This is a genomic window from Streptomyces sp. NPDC033229 (assembly GCF_055576875.1).
Map to the genome: position 1 here is coordinate 151,598 of NZ_JBVIQR010000015.1, position 16,037 is coordinate 167,634.

Sequence of the window (16,037 nt, forward strand, 5' to 3'; positions counted from 1 at the left end):
CGCTTGGCCGCTGCCGTGATGGCCGAGACCGTTCGGCCCTTGCGCTCGCCATTGAAAGCCGGGGTCCGTAGTGATCAGACGGCTGAGGCGGGTGCCGCCCAGTGGGTCGGCCTCATGCCGCTCGTTCCCCAGCGGATGCCGCGCCGCACGATGCGCGCCACGTGGCTGGCTGCCGCCCGGTCCGTCTTGCGGGCTCGGCGTGGGGGAGGCGTGATCGTCTGGGGCAACTCTGCCGGACGCAGGGCCCCGTAGTCCGTGAACCGCCTGGTACCGCAGTCGTTGCAGCGCGCCTCACCATGGGCTTGCGTCCAGCCCGACCGATGCCCGCAGCTCCCGGGCCGGCTGCCGGTCTCGCCCTTCACAGCGCGTGCGCCCTTCGCCGGTGCGAACGTACGGCGACCAGGGCGTCGCCGGCCTTCTCCTCGTCCCCGCCCGCGATGGCCCGTCGCCGGGCGCTTTCGAGTTCGGCGCACTCGGCGCAGTTCATCAGACTCGTGGTTGCCGCGCGGGCCGCTGCCCGCTCCTCGCTCGTCGCCAACCGTAGGGCTCCCGCCGGGACTTCCCACTCGAGGCCGCCGCCGGGCGTTCTGACCTGTACGCGGTCACCGGCGTGTCCGATCACTTGCATGAGCCGATTCTCCCGGGTGTCCATCACGAACACACCGACCCTGTATGTCATCCGCTACACCCTTCCAAGGTTCGAATGCGCGCCAATTCGTCCACCGCAGGCGCAACTTGCGCCGGACATTTTCGGCGGCGGACGCGGCGTATCCAGAATGCATCCGCATGGCGCTCACGACAAACTTCAATCGATGGAGCGACAAATTGAAGAACGACACTTCGTGGACTGGTGCTTGGGGATTTCATTGGTCAGCATTCGGGTCCCGGCCGCAGGGGTCGGGGCACAGGACAGCGGAGGAGCTACGCGTGGGACAGCAGGCACAGCGCACCGCCAGGCGGCGCAGGCTCGGGGCGGAGCTGAGGGCGCTCCGGGAGGCGGCGAGGGTCACACCGGAGGAGGCGGCGGTCGCCATCCACGGTGACAGGTCGAAGATCAGTCGGCAGGAGACCGGGCGCCACCGTGTCACCCGCCTTGAGCTGGATGTGCTGCTGAGCCTCTACAAGGTCAAGGATGAGAAGACGCGGGAGTGTCTGGTCGCCCTTGCGTCCGAGGGTCACAAGAGGAGCTGGTGGCGCCAGTACGGCGAAACCCTGCGACCGAGCTTCAAGGAAGGACTGTCCCTGGAATCCGACGCGACAAAGATCCGCGCCTTCCAAGCGCAAGTGATTCCTGGACTCCTTCAAACCAGACCGTATGCAACCGCAGTAATGACTGGTTCGGATCCACTGCCAGACGAAGAGCTTGAGTTCTATCTCGATCTGCGAATGGAACGGCAGGAAGTTCTCCGGCGAGAAAAGCCGCCAAGCTACATGTGCATCATGCCCGAAGGCGTCCTTCGCCAGCAGATCGGCGGGCCGGTGGTGATGGCCGAGCAACTGCGACGGTTGATCTGTCTCAGCGAGTCGCCTGAGATGACGGTCCAGGTCACCCCCCTGTGTCAGACCGCCTTCACCTGCACAGGTGGCTCGTTCGACGTCTTCTCCTACCCGGAACCCATGGGCTTGGAGGTGGTTCAAGTCGAGTATCTCGACGGCGCCCTGTACCTGGAGGAGGATGAAGCCGTCGCAAAGTACGGGCGCGCGTGGGCACGGCTTCAGGCAGCGGCTCTCCCGGCGCAGCAGTCCATCGAGTTGATTGCATCGATCGCACGTGAACTTGAATCTGAGTGAGGTACGCGTGAAACGCCACAATCTGCCCGCATACGCGTGGCGCAAGTCCTCTTACAGCGATAACCAACAGGTCGGGTGCGTCGAAGCGCAGCTGACCGACGACGGCCTCATAGCCATAGGCGACAGCAAGGACCGCGCCAGAGGCGCCTTCGCCTTCACACCCTCCGCGTGGGTGTCCTTCCTCGGCGCCGTCCGACGCGATGCGTTCGGCAATCAGGGTGCGGGGTGAGAAGCCCCGCCGGTCGGCGTCCAGACGGCCCCAGCGTTGGTGCGGCCACCACGGCTACCCCTCGTACCGCGACCGGTACAAGACCACCAGCGCCAGCCCGGCACCAAGCATGACCAGCCCCCCGCCGAACGCCATCGACGCGCTCATCGGCGGTCCGCTGTGGGCCAGTTCGTGGCCGTCGCCCGACACCGGGCCCGCGTGCGGGTGGACGGTCGGGGGTGGCATCGGGCGGGGCAAGGGGGGCAGGGGCCTCGACCCCGCCGTGGGGTCGGCGGTCCCCGCCGACGCCGACGGGCTGTCCGTCACCACGCCCGTCACCACGCCTGTCACCGCGCCCGTCGCCGCGCCCGCCGTCGGGGCCCACGGGCCCGGACGCGACGCGGCGGTCGCGCTCAGCGCGGCCAGGGCGCACACGAGCAGCACGCCGCCGAGCGCGGTCGCCAGGACCGCCAGACCGGCTGTACGGGACCTTCCGCCCTGTTCCTTGCGCATGTACGAAAATATGCATGGATAAGGACGCGGGACCCGGCAACACACGCGCCGGGTCCCCCGGACGTACGCCCGCCGCTACGCCTCCTTGAGTACCTGCCGCTGCCGCCCCAGGCCGTCGATCTCCAGCTCCACCACGTCCCCGGCCCGCAGATACGGCTTGGGTTCCGGTTGGCCCATGGCCACGCCCGCCGGGGTGCCGGTGTTGACGACGTCGCCGGGGTGGAGGGTCATGTACTGGCTGACGTACCGCACGACCTGGGCGACCGGGAAGATCTGGTCCGCCGTGCTGCCGTCCTGCCGCAGTTGCCCGTTCACCCACAGGCGCAGCCGCAGGTCCTGCGGGTCCGGGATCTCGTCGGCGGTGACCAGCCATGGGCCCAGCGGGTTGAACGTCTCGCAGTTCTTGCCCTTGTCCCACTGGCCGCCGCGCTCCATCTGGAACGCCCGCTCCGAGACATCGTTTGCCACCGCGTACCCGGCTATGGAGGCGAGGGCCTGCTCGTCCGTCTCCAGGTAGCGGGCCGTCCGGCCGATGACGACGGCGAGCTCGACCTCCCAGTCGGTCTTCTCGCTGCCGCGCGGCACGAGCACCGTGTCGTCCGGGCCGACGACCGTGTCCGGGGCCTTGAGGAAGAGGACCGGCTCGGCGGGGACCTTCACCCTGAGTTCGGCGGCGTGGGCGTGGTAGTTGAGGCCGACGCAGACGATCTTGCCGATGCGGCCGACGGGCGGGCCGATCCGCAGGCCGGTCGGGTCGAGCGTGGGCAGGACGCGGGCGCCGACGGCGGCCCGCACGTGTTTCAGCGCCGACTCGTCCGCGAACAGCCCGGCGTCCACGTCGGGCACCAGGGCCGACAGGTCGCGCAGTGTGCCTTCCTCGTCCAGCAGCGCCGGGCGTTCCGCACCCGCCGGTCCCACACGCAACAGCTTCATCCGTATGACTCCCACGGTCGAAGGGACGGCCCGGACGGTCTTGTCCGGACCGGCCGATGGGGGACGGCCATCAGGTGAACTGGCCGATCGTGCAAGAACGGCGGCACCCTCCGCAAGTCCACGTCCGGCAGTTGGACCGTCACATGGACCCTCATACGCGCGCCTTGGGCGCCGACTTCGGCGTCCGAAGGGGCGTCAGGTACGCCCGTTCGGCCGCCGTCCAGGCGGTGGTGGTCGCCAGATAGAGGCCGGCCGCCAAGGGCACGATCGCGGCGGTGACGAGGGTGCCGAAGGTGAGCAGCGGAAGGATCTTGGTCAGGCCCGTCATGCCCGGCACCTGGTCGGCCCCGGGGACCGGCATCGTGGCGGCAGCCTTGCGACTGCGGGTGTACGTCCACGTCGCCACAGCCGCGATGAGGGCGAACAGGCCCAGGTAGACCAGACCCTGCGGGCCGAAGACCCCGCCGTGGCCGAGCGCGTCCGCCCACCGGCCGCCGAGCGGGGCGCCCAGCAGGGTGTGGTCGAGCAGGCCGTCACCGCCGGAGCCCGTGGCGAAGAGGTGGTACATCACGTAGAACACGGGCAACTGCACCATGGACGGCAGGCAGCCCGCCATCGGCGACGAGCCGGCCTTGGCGTACATCTCGCTCGCCGCCTTGTGCAGCCTCTCCGGGTGGTTCTTGTGCTTGCGGCGCAGCTTCTCCAGCTCGGGCGCGAGCTCGGCGCGGGCTCCCTCGCCGCGCGCGGCCGACCTGGCCAGGGGGTGCAGGGCGAGCCGGACGCCCAGGGTGAACAGGACGATCGCGGCGGCCGTCGCCGAGGCGCCGAAGAGCGGGTCGATGGCATCGGTGAGGTGGGACAGCAGGGTGCCGAGGAATGCGAAAACGGACATGGGTGAGCCCTCCACGGGGTCTCGTCGTGCCGGAAACAGAAGGGGTTTCGGCGTGACGAGCCGCGCGGGCTCAGCTCAAGTGCGGTGAAAGGGCGGGAGCGGAGCGCCTACGCGGCCGTCGGGAGGGGACGGCCGGGCGCTCGGGGCCGGGGGCGGCCCTGGGCATCGGGATCGCGTTGGGCGAGGAACGCCGTACGCAACTCCCGGTCCCGTATCGCGGTGCGTATGCGGGTCGGTGTGAGCGGGCCCGTGACGCGGGCGGCGAGAACGGCGCAGGCCAGCAACGCGGCCGCGACGGCCGTCGTCGCGGCCAGCGCGACGGCGCCCACCAAGCCGCTCTGCGCGAGCAGCAGTTCGGCCAGCAGGAAGAGGAGCACGCTCATGTGCGTACGCAGGGTGTCGCGCAGGACATGACGCATGATGTGTTCCCCCTCCCCGCAGATCCCCGCAGACCGTTCGTTCAGTCGTTCGTTCCGATGCTAGACGGTGCCACTGACAACCGGCACATCCGGGCCCGGATCCGTCGCCAACACCTCGGAGTCCGGCCGTTCGTCCGCCGTCTTCGGCCCCAGCCAGGAGACCGCCAGCGCGACCGCCAGGTTCACCCCGAGGGCGACCGCCCCCGCGTTCACTCCCCACAGCGGGTCGTTCTCGGTGAAGACCAGCGCGCACACCAGGGCGCCGCCCGCCACCAGACCGCTCACCGCACCCCACAGCGTCAGCTTTCGCCACACCAGGCCCAGCAGAATCATGGGGACGAGCTGTGCCATGCCCTCGTACGAGATGAGCGACAGCCGCACCAAGGTATTGGGCTCGGTGTAGGTGAGCAGCAGGGCCAGTCCGCCCGCCGCCACGACCACCACCTGCGCGCCGGTCTTCTGCCGGTCCGGGCGGCCCGCCAGCCCGGGCATGACGCCCAGCACGCTCTTGCCCCACATCGTCCCGATGACCAGCATGAACACCGCCATCGGGACGATCGACGACAGGGCCCCGGCGACCCCGATCACCCCGACCGCCCACGCGGGCAGGGAGTCCACCACGAGCTTGAACAGCGCCAGGTTCGACCCCGGGCCGGCCAGGCCCGGCACCACGAAGATCGCCGCCATTCCCAGCAGCATCGGCACGAACAGCAGCACGTTGTAGAACGGCAGCAGCATCGCGTTGCGGCGCAGCCCGTCGGCGTTGCGCGCGCCGAGGTAGCCCGCCACGGTCGTCGGGAAGATGGCCACGGTCAGGGAGTTCAGGAAGCTCGTCGTGACGAACCAGCTGCCGCCCAGGCCGCTGCCGCCGTGCCCGGTGAAGGTCAGCCAGTCCGGCTTCTCCGCCACGAGGCGGTCCAGGAAGGGCCCGTAGCCGTCGAAGTAGTGGAGCGGGACGTAGATCGCGAGGAAGCCCAGGGTGCCGATGACCAGCACGTCCTTGAGCACCGACACCCAGGCGCTGCCGCGCAGCCCGCTGACGACCACGAAGCCCGTGGTGACGGCGAAGGCGATGAAGTAGGCCCAGTTCAGGCTGATCGCGCCGTAGGAGATGGTCGAGACGACCACGCCCATGCCGGTGATCTGCAATTGGATGTACGGCAGCAGGCACACCGTCGCCAGGATCGCGACGGCCGTGCCGAGCCACGGGCGCCCGTAGCGGTGCGCGACCATATCGGTGATGGAGACGAGGCCGTGCTCGCGGGCGTAGGACCAGAGCATCGGCCCGACCACGTAGCCGATCGCGTAGCCGCAGGACATGTACGCGATGACGTAGAGGACCGGCGCGCCGTGGTTGTAGCCCCAGCCGGCCGCGCCGAGGTAGCTGAAGCTCGTGTAGCCCTCGCCGGCCATCAGCACCCAGATGAAGACCGTGCCCATGCTGCGGCCGCCCACCGACCACTCGGTGAGCCCGCCGCCCGAGCCCCGGCCCCGGACGGCGAAGAGGCCGAGGGCGACGGTGAGGACCATGAAGACGCCGAAGACCGACGTCGCGACGGTGGCGTTCACACCCGGCCCCGCTTCCGGTCCCCGCGCCAGGCGAGGAAGACGGCGGCCGGTGTCAGCAGGGTCGCCAGCAGCAGCCAGAAGAAGAGGAAGGGGAGGCCGACCACGGTGGGATGGACACGGTCGACGAGGGGGAGTGCGCCGAGGAACAGCGCGTAGGGGGCCAGCAGCCAGAGCAAGGCGGGACGTTTCAGCACGGGGTCGACCCTAGGGTGTGTCCGCAAATTCGCGCCTGGCCCGCGACGCCTGGCACGCACGCTCGCTGCGTTGTCGGGCTCGCCCGAGTACGCCCGGTACGAGGGCGACCCTCCGCCTTGCGATCGCACGCACCAGACGCCGCGGGCCACGCCCTTCGGGCGTACGCCGCGACTTTGCGGACACACCCCAGGTCGTGATGCGGGCGTCCCCGCTTTCGGCCCGCCTCGGTGGTGGCATCGGCTCCAGCAGTGGCATCGGCGCAGGCCACGCCTCCCCACAGGGGACCGGTCGGCTGTAGCCACGCTCACCCCTTCGGGTGTAAACGCTGCCTGCCCGCCGTGCATTTCAGGGTGCGATAGGCGCAGCGTGTAGAGATGGACCGCCATTCAGTGCTGTTCGGTGAACGAATTGATTCCGCTTCTTCTTCCTGGCTCCGCGGAACCGGTGAGTGACCATGGAAACAAGGGAGTTGCCCTTGCGCCGCGACGCGCCAAGCGCACCGAAGGAAATCCCGTCGGCGCCGTCTGGGCATGTTCGACGCCGACGCTGCGCAGTGGTCATGGCCGTCGTTCTCGGAGCGGCCTATGCCCTTCTGGCCACCGATAGTGCCAGCGCGCTCCAGTTCGCCTTCGCGGGGCGTGTGCCGATGCTCATCAGCGCGGAGAAGATCAGCGTTTCAGGGCTGTCGATCACTCCGGGACTATCGTCGGGAAATCATTCCGATGCGGCACTCATGTCGCTCTTCCAGGATTTTCAGGCCGACCGTGTCTGTGTGACCTCCGTGGTGGAGCTGCCGGTTATCGGAGCCACCACGGCCCGCCTGTATGCCGACACGCTGTCCGCCTCGAAGTTCACCATCGAGACTTCCTCCCTCACTTCGTCCCGCGTGTCCCTGTCTTCGGCCGGCTTGGAAACCGAGCGGGATCCGGCAACTCCATTCCGGCTCACCGCGGGCTCTTTTCACGCATTCAAGGTCCGCGTCGAACCACGTGCCTTCGCCGCTGCGAGCCTCACCGCGAAGGGATTCCACGCGGACTTCGTCCGCGGCCGCCAAGGCTGCCCAGTCAGCCCTCTTCGGGGTTCCGGGAAATGACGATGAACGATCTGTGGCCGAACACTCGCTCCCGTTGGCTGCCCTGGTATCGCACGCGCCCGTTCTGGGGCGGCTTGTTCATGTGCCTGGGCGGCGTCGAAATTGTGCTGACCACCTGGGACGGCCTGAACATGCTGCCGTTCTCGGGAACCGCCGGCGCCTCCGCATGGCTGCTGGGCTGCCTGTGTCTCGTGTCCGGGCTCGCCACCTGGCAAGCCCCCGAAAGGCGCACTTTCCCGGGGGTCCTCGCGCTCGTGCTGTCCCTGGTCAGCCTTGTCGCGGCGAACATGGGCGGCTTGTTCCTCGGATTCCTCTTGCTGGCATCCGGGGGAGCGATCACCGTGGCCTGGACGCCCGAGCCGCGTAGCAGCAAGGCATCGTAAGGAACCACCTCCCAAGAAAGGTCATGCCTTGGCGCGTTGGGAACTGGGCAAGTTCGACGAGTGCCTCGATCTGGCAGGCATCGATGACGCCAGACTTCGGAAATCGTATCGGACGTGCTTCAAGCTGGCGTTGAAGACGGACTGGACCATGGCCATGGCCGGGGCGTTCCTGCCGCCGCAATACCGGCCCGCAATGGCCGCTGTGGGAGCCGTGGTGCGCTGGGTGGACGACCTGGCGGACCACCGCAAGGGCAGTGTCGCGCGCTTCTCCGAGGAGACCCACGAACTTCTGACGGAAGTACGCTCGGGATATTCGGCGCACCCCGTGCGTGCCGCGATCGTGCACAGTATCGCCGCGTTCGCATTGCCGGTGCCGGCCCTGGAGAAGTTCGTCGCGACGACCCGAGGGGACATCGGCAGAACCGAGTTCGCGACCGAGGCGGAACTGTCGGAGTTCGCCCGGAGTGCCGTAGGCGCGCCCGTTCTGCTGGGTTGTCCGCTGCTGGGCGGACCGGCCGACGATCCCGCGTTCGACCACGCGGTGCTGTCCTTTGGCGAGGGCCTGGACAGGGTGGACAACCTGCGTGACATCTCCGAGGACGTGGCGCGCGGCTGGCTGGGAATCTCGACGGAGACGCTGGACAAGTGCTCGGCGGACCGGACGGATTTCCTCAACCGCAGGGCGACCCCCGCGGTGCTGCGGGCACTGCGCTGGGAAGCCGACCGTGCCGCGGCTCTCCTGTCCGCCGCCGACACCGTGACGGCCGCGCTGCCTCCCTACGGCAAAGCCGCGATCGACACCATGCAGTCCCTGTACCGGCTGCATCTGCGGACCGTGACCGAGGACCTGCCCGCTACGTTGCGCCGGCGTCCGCACCCGCGCCCGGCTTCCCTGAAACGGCTGGCGGTTTCCTCGCTGCGGTCCGTATTCGACGCGGTTCCGCCACCCCGCGCCGAAATGGCTCCCGTATGCCCGACCGCCGCCGCGCCCATCGTGCCGGAACAACTCCATGACGTACGCAGTTGGGCGTCACACCGGGCGATCAGTGCCGAACTGAGGCGTTGCTGCGAAGAGGTGGACGACACGCTTCTCGCGCCGATCCAGAGCCACGCCCTCCTGCCGGTCGGAAAGCTGCTCAGGCCGGTGCTGACCGTGGAAGCCGCCGGAGCCGTCGGCGGGCGCACCGACACGGTTCTGTCCGCCGCGGTCAGCACCGAACTCGTCCATGTCGCGAGCCTGATCCACGACGACATCATCGACGGTGACCACCAGCGGCGGGGCCGGGACTCGGCCCCCTTCCGCTTCGGCGCGGACCTCGCCCTCCTCGCCGCCAACGGCCTCGTCATGAAGGCCCTCCAAGGGCTCTCCCGCTGCGGCGAGCAGGGAGTCAGCGCGGAGCGCGTCGCCCAGGCCTTCGCCGAGGCGGGACGCACGGGCGAGGACCTGGCCCTCGGCGCGGCGCTCGAACTGCACATCTCGGACGATCTCACCTGCGGGGTCGACGCCTACTTGGAGATGATCAGACTCAAGACCGCCGTGCTCTTCGCCTACGCCTGTCGGCTCGGTGCGTATCTCGCCGAAGGCGGCGACGACCAGGTCCAGGCACTGAGTGAGTACGGACTGGCTCTCGGCATGGCCTTTCAGATCCGTGACGATCTCTTGCCCTACGACAGCACCTCACAGGCCGCGGGCAAGGACGCTGCCAGTGACCTGCGCAACCATCGTCCTACCCTGCCCCTCCTGCTCGCGCACGCCCACGCCTCGCCGCCTCAGCAAGCCGAGCTGCGGGCCTTGTGGAACGACGCCGATTGCGAACGGGCCCTGCCGGCCGTGCAGCGACTGCTCCGGAGCACCGATGCGATGACGCGGGCCAGGGACTTGGCCGTCGCGTACACGGAGCGAGCCCAGAGCCACCTGGACCGGCTGCCCGACTCCCCCTACCGCAAGCGGTTGCGCCACGTGGCACGGCAGGCCACGCACCGGATCAGCTGAAGCCCGGGTGCGGGTGCGGAGAACTCAGGTGGTCAGCACCACCTTGCCTTCGACCTCGCGGGCTTCCAGCGCGGCGTGCGCGTCGGCGGCGCGTGCGAGGGGGAAGCGGGTGATCAGCGGTACGAGGCGGCCCGCGGCGGCCTCGGCCAGGGCGCGGGTGGCGAGCTCGCGCATGCCCCCGGCGGGGACCATGGCCGGGCCGATCGCCCAGGTGACGGTGAGGGCGCGTTCGACGATGTCCTGTGTGGTGATCTCGGTGGCCGTCCCGGAGGCCCAGCCGTGCAGCAGGAAGCGGCCGCCGGGGCCGAGCAGTTCCAGGGCCTGGCGCCCGGTCGTGCCACCCACGCCGTCGAGGACCACGCTCACCTGACGCCCGCCCAGGGCCTCGCGCACGTGCGCCGGCCAGTCGGCGTCCCGGTAGTCGACCGCGACATCGGCGCCGAGCTCCCGTACGCGTGCCGCCTTCGCCGGGCCGCCCGCCACTCCCACGACCGTGGCTCCGGCCCGGCGCGCCGCCTGGACGAACAGGCTGCCGAGGCCGCCGGCCGCCGACATCACGAGCACCGTGTCGTCGGCGGTGATGCCCGCGACGGACAGGACGCCCTGGGCCGTGGAGCCGGTGGTGATCGCCGCGACGGCGGTCTCGGCGTCGAGGTGACCGGGGATGTGGTGGAGGGAGCCGACGTCGGCGACGGCCTGCTCGGCGTACCCGCCGTACCCCCCCAGCTGCGCCACGACCCGCCGGCCCAGCCACTGTTCGTCCACGCCCGGCCCCACCGCCGACACGACGCCGGCGACCTCCCCGCCGGGGACGACCGGCAGCTCCGGCGGCTGGTGCGGGCCGACGGGGAGACCGCGCCGGAGGGTGGTCTCGATCCAGTGGACGCCGCTCGCCCGCACATCGATCCGCACCTGACCCTCGGCCGGAACGGGGGCGGGGACCTCTTCGTGGCTCAGGTTCCCGGCGGGGCCGAAGGCGTGCAGCCGTATCGCGTGCATGTCGTGCGCTCCTGGATCGGTGCGTCCCGGGGGTGGGGCGGCGTGATCACTCTCCAACATCGACCTTGCTTGAGGTCAAGGAAGCGAGGAGACTGAGGTCGACCCCGGTGATCGTGCCCGAATTCGGGCAGGATTATGGTGAACATCCATGACGATAAGCACAACGCTATGGTCCTTCGCTCTGGTCGTGGGCCTCCTCACCCTCACCCCCGGCCTCGACACCGCCCTCGTCCTGCGCACGGCGGCACTCGGCCGCCGCCGACGGGCCTGGGGCGTGGTCCTCGGCATCCAGACCGGCATCCTGGTCTGGGGCGCGCTCACATCGCTCGGGGTGACCGCGCTGTTGACGGCGTCTCAGGTGGCGTACGAGATCCTGCGCTGGGCGGGCGCGGTGTATCTGCTGTGGATGGGTGCGCGCATGCTGATCGACGCCTGGCGCGGCATGCGGGCCGACGGAGCGGACGAGGCACCGGCCTTGAAGGAGGCCGAGACCCTGTACGAGGGGTGGCGGCAGGGCGCGCTCACCAATCTCCTCAACCCCAAGGTGGGCGTCTTCTACGTCGCCGTCCTGCCGCAGTTCATCCCGGCCGGGGCCCCGCACTTCGCGACCGGTCTGCTGCTGACCTGCGTGCACATACTGCTCGGCCTGCTCTGGTCGATGGCGCTGATCGCCTTCGCCCAGGCCCTGCGCGGCTGGCTGCAACGCCCCGCCGCGCGAAGGGCCCTCGACCGCGTCACCGGCACGGTCATCGCGGGCTTCGGCCTCAAGCTCGCCCTGGGCGACTGAGCCGGAAGGGGGTGGCCCCGCTCAGCCGCCGAACTGCTCGCGCAGCCTGACCGTGCACGGGGGATACCCCTTGTTGGCCTTCTTGGGCAGGATCGAGAAGGAGCCGTCGTCGTTGTGCACGGCCACGTGGGGGACGCCCTTGAGCGACTCGGGCTCGCACTTCTTGACGATTTTGTGCAGCTCGGTGACCGCCTGCGCACGCGTCTTGTTGGACAGGGAGCGGAGGACGGTTATCTGCTGCTGCGCCACCCCGTCCACGACGACTGGCTGTTCCAGGGTGATCCACCACGTGGTCATCGACATCCCTTCCCTCGGGTCCGGGCATGCCTACCCACGCGTACCGAACCGGAATCGCATGATGTGCGTGCGGCCGTACCGCCAGGCGCCAGGCGTCGGCTGTATCCCAATGCCGGCCGGCGGAGGTGACTGCTCCGTCACCTCCGCCGGTCCCGGTCGCTACCGGGCAAGCCGGAGATGCCAGCCGAGGTCGCCGTGGATGCCAGGTACCAGGCTCGCGGTGTACGTCTCGGGGGCAGGGCGGTCGGCGTCCTCCCATGCTGCGAGCCAGCCCCGCAACACGGTCAAGGAGGCGGAGTCGGCCGCGTCGGCGGCGATGGTGCCGTCCTGCTGAATCACGGCGGCCGTGTTGCGGGTCGAGTGCCCGAGTCCGATGACGTCTGCCTTCAGCTCGGTCATCGTCAGCCGGGAGCCGGTGGTGGCCAGCCACACGCGCAGGCTGGACCAGTCGATCTCCTCTCCCTCGTACTGCTCGGTGTGGCCGGACTCCCGCAGGCGGTCGAGGACCCCACGTGCCCCGGAGTTCTGCCAGTCATCCTGATCGCGCCAGGCGATCGACACCCACGACGTGGCCGGGATGCGGCTCTCCCAGTCGACCCACCGGGCCGGGACGGAAAAATCGCTGCGGGGAGAGAAGCCGGTCTCGATGTAGGAGCCGGGGAAGATTGATTCGACGCGCGGCTGTCCGTTGCTGACGCGGATCACGGCACCGATCGCCAGATTCGGCACGGCGGCGATCGGCAGCGTGGCCACGATCAGCCCACCGTCCACGACCTGGTTCACCCACGCCTTGGGCAGCAGCGGCGGCGTGCACCAGCCCACCACGCGGTCGTAGGGGGCCCGGCCGGGGTAGCCGGCGGTGCCGTCCACGGCGAAGCAGCGGATGTTGTTCACCCCGCGCTCGGCGTGGATGTGGTTGGCCCACCGCGTCAGATACGGGTCGATGTCCAGGCTGGTGACCATGCCGGTCGGCCCGACGAGTTCGGCGAGCAGGCCCCCGGAGAGGCCGGAGCCGGTGCCGATCTCGGCGACCTTCATGCCCATGCGGACGTCGAGGGCTTCCAGCTCCCGGTGGATGAAGACGGGGTTCGTGCGGTGGATCGTCGCGCCCCGGGCTTCGTGGTGGGTGTAGTGCTGCTCGGGGACTCTCTCGGCGGCGGCAGCGACGGGGGTCATCGGCGTTCACTCCTTAGTGGAAGGTCGGGACGCGTGCCTCAACTGATCCGAGTGGGTGAGGGATACGCGTCAACGAGGCGCCAAGTTGACGCGCTCAGATGACGAGAGCGGCGTAGTGGTGCCATCCGGCCTCGGTGTATTCGCCAACCGGTCCGCCGCCGGGAATCGCTGTCCACGCGTGGTATTCGGTGGGCGGCGGGGAGAACCGCACCCCCAGACACCAGTCCAGGCGCCGGCCGAGGAGGGATGCGGCCAGGACCGACCCGAGCGAGATTTCCGCGCACGCCACCCGGACCGGCCAGAGGCGGCCGGTGTGCCGGACGGCGGCAACCAGAGCCTCCGCCCGGTGCGGCGCAATCGGACGACGCCCGGCACGGCGAGCCAGGCGGGCAGCTCGGACGGTGTAACGGAAGGGCAGCCCCAGCAGCACCAAGGCCAGGCCGAGGCCCACGGCCGCCGCCAGGCGGTCGCGGAAGGAGCCGGTGCGGATGGTGGAGTACGACTCCATGGTGGTCATCGCCACCACCTCCACCGGCGGGACTGGGACACAGGTTCCCCCGCGATGCCCTGCGCGGTGAGGGCATCAGCGACGGTACGGACGTCGGCAGCGGCCCGCTCGGGGCTCAGGCCGTAGACGGCGGCGTACTGATTGGCGGCCTGGTCTTCGCTGCTGCTGGCCACAAGGAACAGCACCGCTGCGGCGGCGGTCGGTGTGAGGTAGGTCCAGCGGCCGGTCCTCTCGTTCAGGATGGCTCCGCCTTCGTCTGTGAGGATCGGGTGAGCGCCTTCACGGAGCTGCCACACGGCCGCTCACCTCCCATCGGGCCCCGGCCTGTTCGAGCTGCCGCAACCACACCTCGGTCACGACCGCCACATGCAGGGCGCCTTGGGCGGTGGCCTGCCCGGCCGCCGCGCGGGCGAGCATCGCTCCCACCGGCCCGTCGGTCACCAGGCCCATGGCGCCAAGGCGGGAGGACGGGCCGAGCAGGCGGCGGAGGGCGGGTGCGTGCTGGACGAGCCCGGCATAGGAGAGCGCGTTGAAGCCACCCTTGGTAACCCGCTCAAGGACGAAGCCGGGCAGCATGTCAGTGCCCGTGAAGGCTTCGGCCAACAGCGGCTTGTACCGTCCTGGCGTCCCGCGCTGGTCGGCCGGCACGGCCAGGCAGGCCCGGCGGACTTCGTTGTCCAGGTACGGCGCTGCGATGCCGTGCTCGTCGAGGGCGAGCGTGCGCCAGCCGCTGGTGTCCGCTCCGATACGGGCGAGGTCCTGGCTGTCTGTCCACGTCGCCAGCCGCACCGGCGGCTCCGTCAGCTCGTCGGCCGCTGTGGTGAAGGCGTCAGCGAGCTGGTGGCGCACGTCGGTGTTCATCCAGTCGGCCGTGGCCAGCAGCGGCGTCCACGCGATGGGACGCCGTGCTTGCGGAACCCACTGCCTCGGGGCCTCGCGCAGTTCGGCTGCGGCCTGGCGCCAGCCGTCCGCCAGTCCGATGCGGGCCGCAGGCCGGGCTCGGCCGAGCACTGACCACACAGAGGTCTGCCGCAGCCGTGCGTGGCCTTGGGCGTGCTGCCAGGCCCGAGGTCGCTGCCGCTCCCGCAGCAGATCAGCCAGGTACGAGGATGAGGCGGACAGCAGCCCGTCCCCGGCGACGCCCGTCAGATGCACGCCCGGCGCCGCCTGGTGGATGATCACGGCGTCCAGCACGGTTCGCTTGACCGCCGCCGAGACCGCGAACGCGTTCGGCGTGTCCGTGAACGGCAAGGCCGACGCGTCGTTCAGCCCCGCGTAGTAGACCGTCTCCTGCGCCCCGGGAACCTCGTGGTGGCGCAGCTGGGGCACCACGGCAGCCGTCCGCTGTGCGTAGGCGAGATCGTCGTCCCGCAGTCGCTCATCGGCGAACGTCACCGCTGTCACCGGCCGGTGCCGCGCTGCCAGGCAGGCCAACGTGGTGGAGTCCAGGCCCGCGAGGTCCGCGCTCACGGGGCGGCCGTCCATGCGGACTGCGACCGCCTCGGCCAGGGCCGCCCGCACGGTCGGCGCCGCCTCTCGCAGGTTCACCGGCTCGTACTCGGCCGGCTCGTAGCGAACGGTCCGAGCGCCTTCGGGGGTGATCTGGAGCAGGTGCCCGGTGGGCACCCGGTTCACGGCGCGGAACAGGCTCCGGGAGGCCAGGACATCGAGCTGGCCGAAGGCCAGGTGCGCCGCGAGCGCGATGGGATCAGCCGGTGCCCCGTCCAGCGCCGCGAGGGCGGTGGCGGAGGTCGCCCACCAGGTCCCGGCCGCCTCCCGCCGGTAGTAGACCGGATGCTGCCCCGACAGGTCCCCGATCACCGCCAGCGTCGGGCCGCTGCGGGCCGCCACCAGGTAGGAGCCAGGCCACCGTGTAAGCGCCTGCCACTGCTGCGCCCGCACGATGGTTAAGGCTTCCTCTAGTTGCCGGGCGCTGGCCCCGCACACGCCGATCACGGCCAGCACCATCGCCCCCGACCCGGCCGCACGGACCTGGCTCTCGGGCCAGCCGACCGTCCACGTCTCGCCCAGCGCAGTCACCGGCCGCCCTGCCCGGGGCTGCCGGCTGGCCGGGCCGCCCTCCCATCCCGTGCACCACCGCATCGTGAGCCTCCCGACTCCCTCGTCCTCGAGACCGGACATGACCTGCAAAGGCCCGGGGGGGGGGGGGGGGGGGGGGGGGAGGGGAGAGAGGGGGGGGGGGGGGGGGGGGGGGGGGGGGGTGGTTGGGGGGGGGGGGGGGGGGGGGGGGGGGGGGGGGGGGGGGGGGGGGGGGGGGGGG

General features: G+C 70.3%; 20 protein-coding genes. 6 read left to right on the forward strand and 14 right to left on the reverse strand.

Features of this window, described 5'->3' with window-relative positions:
- Window positions 1–74 precede the first annotated feature (74 nt).
- Both ACZ53N_RS16140 and ACZ53N_RS16145 read right to left on the reverse strand, forming a co-directional pair.
- Window positions 75–473 carry a DUF6255 family natural product biosynthesis protein gene (locus tag ACZ53N_RS16140; RefSeq protein WP_469141470.1) on the reverse strand — a complete coding sequence of 133 codons (399 nt, stop codon included), beginning with the start codon at window positions 471–473 and terminating at the stop codon, window positions 75–77.
- On the reverse strand, window positions 359–628 hold the full coding sequence (locus tag ACZ53N_RS16145) for a hypothetical protein (protein WP_469141498.1): 270 nt from the start codon (window positions 626–628) through the stop codon (window positions 359–361). The genes ACZ53N_RS16140 and ACZ53N_RS16145 overlap by 115 nt, the downstream gene beginning before the upstream one ends.
- Window positions 629–927: 299 nt before the next feature.
- Here ACZ53N_RS16145 and ACZ53N_RS16150 point away from each other — a divergent pair, with 299 nt between their 5' ends.
- On the forward strand, window positions 928–1,791 hold the full coding sequence (locus tag ACZ53N_RS16150) for a helix-turn-helix domain-containing protein (protein ID WP_469141471.1): 864 nt from the start codon (window positions 928–930) through the stop codon (window positions 1,789–1,791).
- 7 nt (window positions 1,792–1,798) lie between these two features.
- On the forward strand, window positions 1,799–2,020 hold the full coding sequence (locus ACZ53N_RS16155; protein WP_469141472.1) for a DUF397 domain-containing protein: 222 nt from the start codon (window positions 1,799–1,801) through the stop codon (window positions 2,018–2,020).
- A gap of 54 nt (window positions 2,021–2,074) precedes the next feature.
- On the opposite strand, the gene ACZ53N_RS16160 is transcribed toward ACZ53N_RS16155, so the two are convergent.
- The 6 genes from ACZ53N_RS16160 to ACZ53N_RS16185 form a co-directional block, all read right to left on the reverse strand.
- A complete protein-coding gene (locus ACZ53N_RS16160) occupies window positions 2,075–2,512 on the reverse strand; it encodes a hypothetical protein (RefSeq protein ID WP_469141473.1) in 438 nt (145 codons plus the stop codon).
- A gap of 75 nt (window positions 2,513–2,587) precedes the next feature.
- Complete coding sequence (locus ACZ53N_RS16165) at window positions 2,588–3,445, reverse strand: fumarylacetoacetate hydrolase family protein (RefSeq protein ID WP_469141474.1); 858 nt, start codon at window positions 3,443–3,445, stop codon at window positions 2,588–2,590.
- 151 nt (window positions 3,446–3,596) lie between these two features.
- Window positions 3,597–4,337, reverse strand: coding sequence for a YidC/Oxa1 family membrane protein insertase (locus tag ACZ53N_RS16170; protein ID WP_469141475.1), 741 nt, complete (start codon window positions 4,335–4,337; stop codon window positions 3,597–3,599).
- A gap of 107 nt (window positions 4,338–4,444) precedes the next feature.
- Entirely contained in the window at window positions 4,445–4,756 is a 312-nt protein-coding gene (locus tag ACZ53N_RS16175) for a DUF6412 domain-containing protein (RefSeq protein ID WP_469141476.1), read from the reverse strand.
- Window positions 4,757–4,816: 60 nt separating this feature from the next.
- Window positions 4,817–6,325 carry a sodium:solute symporter family protein gene (locus ACZ53N_RS16180; RefSeq protein WP_469141477.1) on the reverse strand — a complete coding sequence of 503 codons (1,509 nt, stop codon included), beginning with the start codon at window positions 6,323–6,325 and terminating at the stop codon, window positions 4,817–4,819.
- Window positions 6,322–6,519 (reverse strand): DUF3311 domain-containing protein, encoded by a 198-nt coding sequence (locus tag ACZ53N_RS16185; protein ID WP_469141478.1) that lies wholly within the window; start codon window positions 6,517–6,519, stop codon window positions 6,322–6,324. The genes ACZ53N_RS16180 and ACZ53N_RS16185 overlap by 4 nt, the downstream gene beginning before the upstream one ends.
- A gap of 476 nt (window positions 6,520–6,995) precedes the next feature.
- Here ACZ53N_RS16185 and ACZ53N_RS16190 point away from each other — a divergent pair, with 476 nt between their 5' ends.
- From ACZ53N_RS16190 to ACZ53N_RS16200, 3 genes are read left to right on the forward strand one after another with little or no spacing between them, the layout of a single operon-like run.
- The gene (locus tag ACZ53N_RS16190; RefSeq protein WP_469141479.1) at window positions 6,996–7,613 is read left to right on the forward strand and encodes a hypothetical protein; all 618 of its coding nucleotides are present in this window, start codon (window positions 6,996–6,998) and stop codon (window positions 7,611–7,613) included.
- Window positions 7,610–7,996, forward strand: coding sequence for a DUF6114 domain-containing protein (locus ACZ53N_RS16195; RefSeq protein WP_469141480.1), 387 nt, complete (start codon window positions 7,610–7,612; stop codon window positions 7,994–7,996). Before ACZ53N_RS16190 ends, ACZ53N_RS16195 begins: the two co-directional genes overlap by 4 nt.
- Before the next feature lie 28 nt (window positions 7,997–8,024).
- On the forward strand, window positions 8,025–9,989 hold the full coding sequence (locus ACZ53N_RS16200; RefSeq protein WP_469141481.1) for a polyprenyl synthetase family protein: 1,965 nt from the start codon (window positions 8,025–8,027) through the stop codon (window positions 9,987–9,989).
- A 24-nt stretch (window positions 9,990–10,013) separates the two neighbouring features.
- Here ACZ53N_RS16200 and ACZ53N_RS16205 read toward each other — a convergent pair whose 3' ends face one another.
- Window positions 10,014–10,988: a zinc-binding dehydrogenase gene (locus tag ACZ53N_RS16205; protein WP_469141482.1), complete on the reverse strand. Its 975-nt coding sequence runs from the start codon at window positions 10,986–10,988 to the stop codon at window positions 10,014–10,016.
- Between the two features lie 148 nt (window positions 10,989–11,136).
- Between ACZ53N_RS16205 and ACZ53N_RS16210 the strand changes: the two genes are divergently transcribed.
- Window positions 11,137–11,775, forward strand: coding sequence for a LysE family translocator (locus ACZ53N_RS16210; RefSeq protein ID WP_469141483.1), 639 nt, complete (start codon window positions 11,137–11,139; stop codon window positions 11,773–11,775).
- A 21-nt stretch (window positions 11,776–11,796) separates the two neighbouring features.
- On the opposite strand, the gene ACZ53N_RS16215 is transcribed toward ACZ53N_RS16210, so the two are convergent.
- From ACZ53N_RS16215 to ACZ53N_RS16235, 5 genes are all read right to left on the reverse strand, one after another.
- A complete protein-coding gene (locus tag ACZ53N_RS16215; protein WP_469141484.1) occupies window positions 11,797–12,072 on the reverse strand; it encodes a hypothetical protein in 276 nt (91 codons plus the stop codon).
- 159 nt (window positions 12,073–12,231) lie between these two features.
- Entirely contained in the window at window positions 12,232–13,248 is a 1,017-nt protein-coding gene (locus tag ACZ53N_RS16220; protein WP_469141485.1) for a protein-L-isoaspartate O-methyltransferase family protein, read from the reverse strand.
- Window positions 13,249–13,342: 94 nt separating this feature from the next.
- Window positions 13,343–13,765 (reverse strand): lasso peptide biosynthesis B2 protein, encoded by a 423-nt coding sequence (locus ACZ53N_RS16225; protein ID WP_469141486.1) that lies wholly within the window; start codon window positions 13,763–13,765, stop codon window positions 13,343–13,345.
- A complete protein-coding gene (locus tag ACZ53N_RS16230) occupies window positions 13,762–14,052 on the reverse strand; it encodes a PqqD family peptide modification chaperone (protein ID WP_469141487.1) in 291 nt (96 codons plus the stop codon). The genes ACZ53N_RS16225 and ACZ53N_RS16230 overlap by 4 nt, the downstream gene beginning before the upstream one ends.
- Entirely contained in the window at window positions 14,036–15,898 is a 1,863-nt protein-coding gene (locus ACZ53N_RS16235; RefSeq protein ID WP_469141488.1) for an albusnodin/ikarugamycin family macrolactam cyclase, read from the reverse strand. Before ACZ53N_RS16235 ends, ACZ53N_RS16230 begins: the two co-directional genes overlap by 17 nt.
- Window positions 15,899–16,037 lie beyond the last annotated feature (139 nt).